The sequence below is a fragment of the Halomonas sp. 141 genome, assembly GCF_002810305.1.
Classification (GTDB): domain Bacteria; phylum Pseudomonadota; class Gammaproteobacteria; order Pseudomonadales; family Halomonadaceae; genus Vreelandella; species Vreelandella stevensii.
The window spans coordinates 1-9874 of record NZ_PINZ01000066.1; the positions used below are offsets into that span (position 1 = coordinate 1).

General features: G+C 60.9%; 8 protein-coding genes. 1 reads left to right on the forward strand and 7 read right to left on the reverse strand.

What is annotated here, in order from left to right; all coding sequences use genetic code 11:
- Positions 1 to 377: 377 nt before the first annotated feature.
- Positions 378 to 2123: a polysaccharide biosynthesis/export family protein gene (locus tag CWI66_RS16630; RefSeq protein ID WP_100732288.1), complete on the reverse strand. Its 1746-nt coding sequence runs from the start codon at positions 2121 to 2123 to the stop codon at positions 378 to 380.
- 1 nt (position 2124) lies between these two features.
- On the reverse strand, positions 2125 to 2526 hold the full coding sequence (locus CWI66_RS16635) for a DVU3141 family protein (RefSeq protein ID WP_100732289.1): 402 nt from the start codon (positions 2524 to 2526) through the stop codon (positions 2125 to 2127).
- Between the two features lie 316 nt (positions 2527 to 2842).
- Between CWI66_RS16635 and CWI66_RS16640 the strand changes: the two genes are divergently transcribed.
- Positions 2843 to 4177, forward strand: a complete 1335-nt coding sequence (locus CWI66_RS16640; protein WP_039183083.1) for a UDP-glucose dehydrogenase family protein — start codon at positions 2843 to 2845, stop codon at positions 4175 to 4177.
- Positions 4178 to 4267: 90 nt separating this feature from the next.
- Here the strand turns inward: CWI66_RS16640 and CWI66_RS16645 are convergent, their stop codons facing one another.
- From CWI66_RS16645 to CWI66_RS16665, 5 genes are all read right to left on the reverse strand, one after another.
- On the reverse strand, positions 4268 to 5527 hold the full coding sequence (locus CWI66_RS16645) for an O-antigen ligase family protein (protein ID WP_100732290.1): 1260 nt from the start codon (positions 5525 to 5527) through the stop codon (positions 4268 to 4270).
- A gap of 414 nt (positions 5528 to 5941) precedes the next feature.
- Positions 5942 to 7015, reverse strand: coding sequence for a porin (locus tag CWI66_RS16650; protein ID WP_100732291.1), 1074 nt, complete (start codon positions 7013 to 7015; stop codon positions 5942 to 5944).
- Positions 7016 to 7278: 263 nt separating this feature from the next.
- Positions 7279 to 7926 carry a ProQ/FINO family protein gene (locus CWI66_RS16655; RefSeq protein ID WP_100732292.1) on the reverse strand — a complete coding sequence of 216 codons (648 nt, stop codon included), beginning with the start codon at positions 7924 to 7926 and terminating at the stop codon, positions 7279 to 7281.
- A 19-nt stretch (positions 7927 to 7945) separates the two neighbouring features.
- Positions 7946 to 8485 carry a dihydrofolate reductase gene (locus tag CWI66_RS16660; RefSeq protein WP_096923278.1) on the reverse strand — a complete coding sequence of 180 codons (540 nt, stop codon included), beginning with the start codon at positions 8483 to 8485 and terminating at the stop codon, positions 7946 to 7948.
- Entirely contained in the window at positions 8482 to 9327 is an 846-nt protein-coding gene (locus CWI66_RS16665; RefSeq protein ID WP_100732293.1) for a thymidylate synthase, read from the reverse strand. The genes CWI66_RS16660 and CWI66_RS16665 overlap by 4 nt, the downstream gene beginning before the upstream one ends.
- Positions 9328 to 9874 lie beyond the last annotated feature (547 nt).

The following is a 9874-nucleotide window of genomic DNA, read 5'->3' on the forward strand; positions in this document are numbered from 1 at the left end:
TGGCGCCGCCTCCGCGGGTGCCTCTTTCGCTCGTTTCTCTCGCTCTTTCGTTACGCCGCGCTACGGGGTTGGTGCCGTTGATGGCGGTGTTTCGTAGCGCGGTGTAAGCGGAGCGCACCCGCGAAGCACCCCGTTAGGGGTGCTGATGAGGCCAATGAGGTTTGCTCAATTACCGTGGCTCAATCAGGGCGGCTGGCGCCGCCCTCCGCGGGTGCCTCTTTCGCTCGTTGCTCTCGCTCTTTCGTTACGCCGCGCTACGGGTGCTCGCCCATGCGTATCTTGGCGATTCACCTGTAGCGCGGTGTAAGCGGAGCGCACCCGCGAAGCACCCCGTTAGGGGTGCCGATGATGGCGCCGAGCCACTGCAGCGGGTCTGATCACAGGTCCAGGGCGACGCGGGTGGTGACGGCGATCTGGAAGAGGATCTGGGTGAGGGTCGAGGCGAGCTGCAGGTTGTGCGTGGGTGCCTTGGGCATGACGAGGATTTCGTCGCCGGGGCGCAGCGGGGTGTTGCGGGCGTGTTCGACGGCGCCGTTCTGGCGTACCAGCAGGATCTGGTCGCGGTCGGCGCGTTCGGTGAAGCCACCGGCGCTTTCCACGTAGTCGATGACGCTCATGCCGGGGCGGTAGACGGCGGCCTGGGGCACGAGGATTTCACCGCTGATGAGCACCGAGTCGCTGATTTCAGGGATGGTGATCACGTCGCCATCCTGGAGGCGGATGTCGGTGATGCCGTCGCTGGAGGCCACCACCAAGCGGCCGCTGGGTTCGAGCTCACGGGCGCGTTCGATGAAGCGTTCGATCAGTTCGGCTTCTTGCAGGCGAATCTGGGCTTCCTGGTCGGTGCGCGAGGAAGCGCCCAGGTAGGTGGTTTCCAGGCGGCGCAGGCTGTCCTGCAAGGATTGCGCCTGTTGCTGGCGCACGCTTTCCCGCTGTAGCGAGATGCTTTCCACGGCGGTCATGTTTTCGGGGACGGCAATGGCGTCGAGCAGTTCGCTGAGGCGCGCATTGCGGGGCAGCGCAAACCGCGAGGGGCCGTAGTAGCTGCCTTCGATTTCCACCACGATGGTTTCGCTGCGCTGGTCGGCGCTGAACACCACTTCGTCACCGCTGCGTACCGTTTGGCCTGCAAACAGGTTGATGGGGAAGTATTGGGCAATCGGGCCGTCGTCACGGTCGCCGCGCAGCAGCACGTGGGAAACGCCGCTTCTCAACCGGGCCAGATTGATGATTTCGGCACCGCTGAGCTGGTTGCCGATCAGTTCATAGCGGTGTTCGCGGTGTACGTCACCCACCACGGCAATGGCGGGGCCACGCTCTTCCACCACGATGGTGTCGCCATCCTGGAACTGCGGGCGGGCGATGGTGCCGTTGATGAGGAAGTCGTAGAGGTCGACGGTGGCCACGGTGCGGTCGTCACGCACCACACGAATCTGGCGGTAGCTCCCCAGATCCTGGTCGATGCCGCCTGCCTGGTCAAGGAAGTAGAGCAGCGAGTCGTTGGGGGTGCCTGCATAGCGGCCCGGGCTTTCCACGTAGCCGGTGACGAACACGGCCACGGGCTGAACGCCCTGCACGTTGGTGTAGACCTCGACGTTATCCGGGTACACCGCCGTAATGGCACTACGCACGCTGCCGTCTACCTGCTGGCTGTTCTGGCCTTCCACATTCAACGGGCCGGAGCCGGGGATGAAAATGTTGCCCTGGGCATCCACGGGCAGCACGCGGTCGAATTCGAACGCGCCCCAGGCCCGCACGGTGATCTGGTCGCCGGGCTTGATGCGGTAGTCGGCATTCAGGCCATCCCCCATGGCACCACGAAAGCCACCGCTGAATAGGTTGGCTCCAAAGGGCGGCAGGGCATCAGGGTCCTGGGGCGGCGTGGCAATGGGGCCGTAGGTGCCGCTGCGCCAGTCGGCGCGGGGGGTGTCGTCCACTTGCTCTTGCTGCCCCGGCTGGCCGCGTTGCTGGCTGCCCTGCTGGGGAAGAATGTCGTTGGAGAGGCTGATGGATTGCGCCATGGCGGGCGCTGTGGCCAGCGTGGCAAACACCAGCCCGGCCGTAGCCAGCACGCGCTTCAGCGGAGCCAACAGGGCGGGGGTGGAAGTGATCGTGGCCGGCATGTCAGCGCCCTCCTGCTTGGGTGACCAGGCGCTGGTGTGCCCAGCCATTGGGGGTTTCACAGGCGAGTGCTGCGCGTACGCTGCCGCCGGGCTCCATCACTTGGAGCTGGCGGCATTTGCGCCCGCTGGCGGCCAGGTACGGGGCCTCGGCAATGATTTCCACGTTGTCGCCCCAGGGGGTGCGGGCGGCGGTGTGCACACCGCTGGCGGGCGATTGGGTGAGGAAGCGGTTGAGCGCTTCGTCTTCCAGCAGCGACGCCGCATCCTGGGTAAGCACGTATTGAGGCGCTTGCTGGGCGCTGCCAGAGGGGTACTGGGTGGCGCAGCCGCTGACCAGGGCCACTCCCACCGCCGCCAACAGCATGCGAGCTGGCCGCGAGACGTAAATGGGGGTGTTCAACATAGAAGATTCCATCAAAAAGGCACGCTACCGCCCAGGGATTGATACGGGCGCATTCCCTTGCCCTACGCTGTGCGGATGAATAGAGGTTAACCTGAGATATAAAAATGCTCGGCTATTGTAAGGGATTAACAGTGCCAACTCTACGTCAACAAGCCTTGTACACCCCATCCTTTTCACGCTGGCGCTTCCTTGCGCAGCCACACTACGGCTTCTTATAACGGAAAATAGCCTTTTAGTTCCGTGGCTTTCTTGTCGTAGGTGTGTCACACGGCTGTGGTAAGCTCGCTGAACGTTTGTATTGACGAGTGAAGGCACCATGAATATTGCGGTTTTTGGTACGGGCTATGTGGGGCTGGTGGCGGGCGCGTGTCTGGCCGAAGTGGGCCATCAGGTTACCTGCATGGATATCGACCCGGCGCGTATTGCCCTGCTCGATGCGGGCGAGTGCCCGTTGTTCGAGCCAGGCTTGAGCACTCTGTTGCAGCAGAACCGCGAGGCTGGCCGCCTGCATTTCACCACCAACACCGAAGAGGCCGTTCGCCAGGGCGACCTGCTGTTCATCGCCGTGGGCACCCCGCCGGATGAAGATGGCAGTGCCGATTTGCGCCACGTGCTGGCCGTGGCGCGCAGCATTGGCGAGCACATGACCGGCTACAAGCTGGTGATCGACAAATCCACCGTACCCGTGGGCACGGCCGAGAAAGTGGCGGCCACCATCGCACAGGCCCAGCAAGCGCGCGGCACGGCCCACGCCTTCGATGTGTGCTCCAACCCGGAATTCATGAAGGAAGGCGCAGCCATCGAGGACTTTACTCGGGGCGCTCGTATCGTGGTGGGCACCGAAAGCGAACGGGTGCGAGAGTTGATGCGCGAGTGCTATGCACCATACAACCGTAACCACGACAAGCTGATGTTCATGAGCGTGCGGGCCGCGGAGCTGACCAAGTACGCCGCCAACGCCATGCTGGCCACCAAGATCAGTTTCATGAACGAGATGGCCAACCTGGCCGAGCGGCTGGAGGTGGATATCGAAGAGGTACGCCGGGGTATTGGTAGCGACCCGCGCATTGGCTACCACTTCATCTACCCCGGCTGCGGTTACGGTGGCTCTTGCTTTCCCAAGGATGTGAAGGCCCTTGAACGCACCGCCAGGGCGCTGGGTTTCGAACCTCAGCTGCTGGGTGCCGTGGAAGCGGTCAACCAGCGCCAGAAACAGACCCTGTTCGACAAGCTGACCGCCGAACTGGGCGATGTGCGGGGCAAGACCATCGCACTGTGGGGGCTGGCCTTCAAACCCAATACCGATGACATGCGCGAGGCCCCCAGCCGCACGCTGATGGAGGCGCTATGGGCGGCGGGCGCTACGGTGCAGGCCTTCGACCCGGAAGCCATGGCCGAATGCCGCCGCCTGTACGGCGAACGCGACGACCTGATGCTGGCCGGTGACCGTATTCAGGCGGTGAAAGGCGCCGATGCGCTGGTGATCTGCACGGAGTGGAAGGCGTTCCGGACGGTAGACTTTGCCTGGCTGGCCAGCCAGTTGAACGACAAGCTGGTGGTGGATGGGCGCAACCTCTATTCGCCCGCCGCCCTGGCGAGTGCCGGGCTGCGCTACGTGGGCGTTGGCCGCCGCAGCCCTCAGCCTGCCTGAGCCGTCAGGAGGCACCACAAAGACGACGCCCGGCGCCAAGGCCGGGCGTATTCGTTTGGGCTTCCCATGCGGGTCTATCCAGCGACCCCGCTAGGCCACCTTGGGGGCGGGTTGCCGACGATGGCAACCCCACAGCACCACCAGCAGAAAGGCGTACATCATGACGCCGCTGTTATGCTCCAGGAAAACCTGAGAAAGCCCGAAATCCAGAAACGTGACGGGCAGTAGCACCCCCGCCGTGGCCACGGCGCGAGCGGCCAGGTCGGGGGCTTGCAAATCGCGGGCGAACATTCGCATGGGCACCAGATAAAGCGCCAGCAAAATCACCAGCCCCAGAATGCCACGTTTGGCGAAAGCATCGACGAATTCATTGTGAGCATGGCCATATTGGGCCGCTTCACGACTGATGATGCCTTCTTCACCAAAGGCGTACATAGCCTCGGCATAACCATTACTGCCCCACCCGGTCAGCGGTTTTTCCTGAATCAGCATGGCAGCACCACGCCACATTTCGAATCGAGCCCCAACAGAGGTCGAGCGATTTTCACCGGAAATGTACAACGCCACGTCACTGAATGCGTGCTGTACGCGAGTTTGAACCCCCGACTGAGGCACTGAATATACCACCAGCCCCCCCACCACTACGGCCGCCACGACGGCCACCTTGAGGCGGCTGGAAAGCTGAGTGCCATAAGCGCGATACAGCACCAGCAGCACGATGGGAAAACCGACCCAACCGCCCCGGCTGCCGGAAAACAGCGAGCCCAGTATGCCGCCCAATGCCCCCGCCAGCAGCAGGGCGACCCAAACTTGGCGCTGGCGCTGCACCACGGCCCACCCCAGGCCTGCCATGCACAGTACGCCCAGCAGCATGCTGAGGTTACCGAACTGAATCACATGGGTATGGCCCTGGGCGCGGTCTACGCCTTCGAACAGCTTTTGCCAGCCGGCCCAGGTACCTGCACTGAGTGCGCCCACGGCGGCACCGCTCCACAGAAAGGCCAGATTGGGCGGGTAGCGCAGCACCCAGAACAGCGCCGGAATGGCCAGAATGAAGCGGCTGGGCTTGTCGAAGCCCTTGCTGCCCTGGCCATCCAGCCACGCTTCCAGCATGGTGATGGCCGCATAGGCCAGCAGCACGGCCATGATAGCGCCATCCTGACGTGTCAACGTAGGCACACGGCGCCGGGCGATGAGCCCCAGCCCCGCCAGCAGCAGCAACAACGCCCCTAGCGAGTAGCCGCTGGGCACCACCAGTGCAATGGCGGCCAATAGAAAGACGGCCACGCCCGTGAATAGCTGGGGGGGTTGAGTGCGTGCTTGTGATGAGGGGGAGTGCGTTGCCAGCATTGAAACAGACTTCCTTTCATGGCCCTGGGGCGGCAAATCATTGAGGAAGCCGATAATAGCACAGGCAGCCTGTTCTCACAGACAGAATGGGCTCACAGAAAACGAGGGTTCACAGGCAACAGCGGCTTACCGATAACGTGGCTGCTCGCCAGGCGCTCGCCTGGCAAGCATACGTTCAGGCGCTGGCGTAATGCTGCCAGCGCCAAGTGTCGGTCAATAACAATGAGATGTGTTTAGTAAATACTGATAATAGTAAATACTGATAATGCCACTGTATTTTGCTTCAGACGGCCAAGCGATTGGCCAACCTGTTCACTAACTGACCATAGGCCATCAAATAAAAAACCGGCCCCTAAGGGCCGGTTCTATCTGCTGTTAGGCAGTTATCCATTCAAGCGTTGGCGAAAGCCAGGCTTAGAAGTGGTAACGAGCGCCAGTCAGCCAGTATACGTTGTCGGTCAGGTCGCCCAGAGTGGTGTCACGATCGACGCTCGGCGCATCGCCGTCAGCGACCTCAGCGAACACGTCGAAGTTGCTGGATACTTTGTAGTATGCGCCAGCAGACCATGCTTTGCTGGTAGAGTCGTCGTCACGCTCGATGTTGTAGTAGTCAACGTTGAACGCCCAAGGACCAGTGGTGAAAGTACCACCCAGACCTACGGTGTCGAAGCCACCGCCGAGTTCACTGCTGTTGTCGCGGCCTTCGTAGCCCAGACGAACAGACCACTGGTCAGTGATGTCATAAGAACCGATCAGGCCGTACAGCATTTCGCCGTTGCCGCCGCCACGAACTACGTCGTCAACGAAGCCCAGAGCAACAGTCACAGGACCTTCAGCGTAGCGCACACCACCCTGAGCGGCTACAACTGAGCCTTTATCAGTTACGAACTCGCCACCTTCCGGCAATTCAAAGTCAGGCTCTTGGTTACGCTCAAACTGGCCACGCTCGCTGTAATGCTTCAGCTGCAGGAAGGCAGTGAAGCCTTGCAGGTCAGGCGTGTAGTAACCGATAGAGTCGCCGCGAGACTGGATCGGGTGACCAGCGAATTCGAAGCCACGGTCGATGTATACGTCGAACGGCTTGGAAACGAACTGGTTGTAGAAGCTGTCGAAGTTACCGCCAACCACTGTACCGTACTGCTCGCTCTTCAGACCGATGTAGCTCTGACGAGTTTCACGGAAAGCTTCGTCGCTGCGACGCTCGTCAGCACGGAAACGCCATTCCAGGTGACCGAAGGCGCTCAGGTCAGAAGTAACCTGCTGGCTCATGCGCAGACCCAGACGAGAGAACACGTCTACGAACTCAGCGCCGTTGTCGATTTCTTGTTCAGCATCGTTGAACTCGGGGCCGCCACCGGCGATGCCCAGGGCGATACGGCCATAGATGTCCAGTCTGGTGCCGTCCTGGTCATAGACAGTGGCTGCTTGAGCGGCAGCGGAGGCACCCAGGGCGCCAACAATGGCAGTCGCTAAAAGTGTCTTTTTCATGATATAGGTTCCTTAACTAGCTTACTGTTTCGATCGTTGTTACTGGCCTTCGAAGAAGCCAGTAAGTGGCTTGCGGGCCATGCTCTTTTTCTCATCCGCCGGTTTTTCCCGGTGGTATGCGACATGTCCTCAACAAAGCCTTGTTATAGTCCAATGCTCGCAGATCAAACTCTATACCGGGATTCCAAGGAACGCAATAGAAAAAAACAGTGTTTTTTTATGATTTGTGTTTTTTTATGGAACCCAGCCAACCAAAACCGGTCTCAGCGGCCTTCGAATTTCTGCTGCAAGCCTTTGAGCTTATCTTCAAAGCTAAGCGGTTTTGCCTGCTCGGTTTTTTCCAATCGTGGCGCTGTCTGGCGCGCCTCCTTCCTCGCTGGCGGCGTTTTTTGGGCGACGTTGGTACGCGGTGCCGACACCGCTTCTCTTGCAGGCCGCTCCTGGCTTTCGTGGCGACGCGCACTGGCGTGGCGTGCTGCTTCCTTGTCGACCTTGCCCGCCGGATTGCCTTCCAGATCTACCCGTTCTACCCCTTCCCGCATGGATTTGATGTAGCGCGGCAGATTGACGTAGTTGGCCAAGGCACGACGCACCAGTTTCCCGGACCAGGGTTCTCGCTCGGCCAGGTCGTGATGAATCCCTACTTTCAGCGGCTTGGTATGCCCTTTGAAGAAAGCATTGGGGTAGCGCTGATACCACTGTTTCAACAATGCGTGGGGCGAGGGGGGCTGAGTCGCTTTGGCAGCAGGTTCAACGGCAGGCGCTGGCGCTACCTGAGGTGGCGCTGCTTCCCAGCGCGCCAGCTGCTGCTTCAGGCGGCTGTTTTCGGCACGCAATGCTTCCAGCTCGGTGTTTTTCTGGTCGAGCCGTGTTTCGAGTAGTTCTAATAGTTGCAGTACGTTGGCAGCCATCACCTCCTCCTTTCCTTGCTCAGTCGTTGACACGCTCATATACCACGAAATCATAACGTGGCTGCCCTTCCGCTGGCTGGCCGGGTACGCGCTGCACTTCACGCCACTCGTCTGCCGAGAATTCTGGAAACGTCGCGTCGCCCTCGACGTCGATATCGACTTCAGTAATATACAGCCGCTGGGCGAAGGGCAAGGCTTGCTGGTAGATCTCGCCGCCTCCCATCACCATGATCTCCTCGGCCGCTTCGATGGTGGCGTGCTGGTCGGCCAGCGCCAGGGCAGAGGGCAGGTCGTGGCAGATACGCGTGCCCTCGGCGGCGAAGGCCGTGTCTCGGGTCACCACGATATTCAGCCGATTGGGCAACGGCTTGCCGATGGATGCATAGGTCTTGCGCCCCATGACCAGCGGCTTGGCCTGGGTCATGCGTTTGAAGAATTTCAGGTCTTCCGGCAGGTACCAGGGCAACTTGCCATCGACGCCAATGACACGATTCTTCGCCATGGCGACGATCATCGCCACCGGCACCAGCAGTTCGTCAGTCGGGAGAGATTGGCTCATACGGCAACCTTTGCCTTGATGTGGGGGTGCGATTGGTAACCTTCTATATGAATATCATCGAAGGTGAAGTCGAACAGATCCGTGACCGCCGGATTGAGCACCAGCGCTGGCGGCGCCATGGGCGTACGCGTCAGCTGCTCCTGCGCCTGTTCCAGGTGGTTGCTGTAGAGATGGGCATCGCCCAGCGTGTGGATGAACTCGCCCGGCTTCAGCCCGGTCACCTGCGCCACCATGCTGAGCAGCAGCGCGTAGCTGGCGATATTGAACGGCACACCGAGGAAAATATCCGCACTGCGCTGGTACAGCTGGCAGGAGAGTCGACCATTCGCCACGTAGAACTGGAACAGACAGTGGCATGGCGGCAGTTTCATTTCCTCTACCTGCCCCGGGTTCCAGGCCGAGACGATCAAGCGGCGCGACTGCGGGTTATGGCGAATCTGCTCCAGCAGGTTGGCAATCTGATCCACGCTGCCGCCCTTGGGGTGCGGCCAGCTACGCCACTGGTAGCCATATACGGGGCCCAGGTTGCCCGCTTCATCGGCCCATTCGTCCCAGATACGCACGCCATGCTCTTTCAGGTAACCGATGTTGGTATCGCCCTTCAGAAACCACAGCAGCTCATGAATGATCGAGCGCAGGTGCAGCTTCTTGGTGGTCAGCAGCGGAAACCCACGGGAAAGATCGAAGCGCATCTGATGGCCAAACACCGAACGCGTACCTGTACCGGTACGGTCACCGCGATCAACGCCCTGTTCGAGCACAGTGCGCATCAAGTCCAGGTAAGGCTGCTCAAGCGCAGGCAATTCATTCGACGTGGTAAGCGAAGGCGTTGTAGCAGTCACAAGGTTTCCAGATTAACAGCGAATATGAGGCTGTATTCTAGGCTCCCCTAAAGGCAACGTCTATGTTAAGCCTTCCATCACCCAACGTGCCCTCATCGGCAACGCTCCTCGCGTTGCTTCGCGGGTGCGCTCCGCTTACGCCGCGCTACGGTATGTCGCCCATATCAACCCAATACGTCACCACGGCAAATCGAGCCACACCCGTAGCGCGGCGTAACGAAAGAGCGAGAGCAACGAGCGAAAGAGGCACCCGCGGAGGCGGCGCCAGCCGCCCTGATTACGCCTCCAAACGGCAAAACGCCACCGCCACCCGCCGCGCCCTCATCGGCAACGCTCTCGCGTTGCTTCGCGGGTGCGCTCCGCTTACGCCGCGCTACGGTATGCGCCCACATCAACCCAATACATCACCACGGCAGATCGAGGCACACCCGTAGCGCGGCGTAACGACAGAGCGAGAGAAACGAGCGATGGAGGCACCCGCGGAGGCGGCGCCAGCCGCCCTGATTACGCCTCCAAACGGCAAAACGCCACCGCCACCCGCCGCGCC

Bases quoted from the DNA above. Each gene is read 5' to 3' on its own strand.
- CWI66_RS16650 (WP_100732291.1), bottom strand. From the start codon at position 7,015: ATGAAAAAGACACTTTTAGCGACTGCCATTGTTGGCGCCCTGGGTGCC.
- CWI66_RS16645 (WP_100732290.1), bottom strand. From the start codon at position 5,527: ATGCTGGCAACGCACTCCCCCTCATCACAAGCACGCACTCAACCCCCC.
- CWI66_RS16630 (WP_100732288.1), bottom strand. From the start codon at position 2,123: ATGCCGGCCACGATCACTTCCACCCCCGCCCTGTTGGCTCCGCTGAAG.
- CWI66_RS16660 (WP_096923278.1), bottom strand. From the start codon at position 8,485: ATGAGCCAATCTCTCCCGACTGACGAACTGCTGGTGCCGGTGGCGATG.
- CWI66_RS16640 (WP_039183083.1), top strand. From the start codon at position 2,843: ATGAATATTGCGGTTTTTGGTACGGGCTATGTGGGGCTGGTGGCGGGC.
- CWI66_RS16655 (WP_100732292.1), bottom strand. From the start codon at position 7,926: ATGGCTGCCAACGTACTGCAACTATTAGAACTACTCGAAACACGGCTC.
- CWI66_RS16635 (WP_100732289.1), bottom strand. From the start codon at position 2,526: ATGTTGAACACCCCCATTTACGTCTCGCGGCCAGCTCGCATGCTGTTG.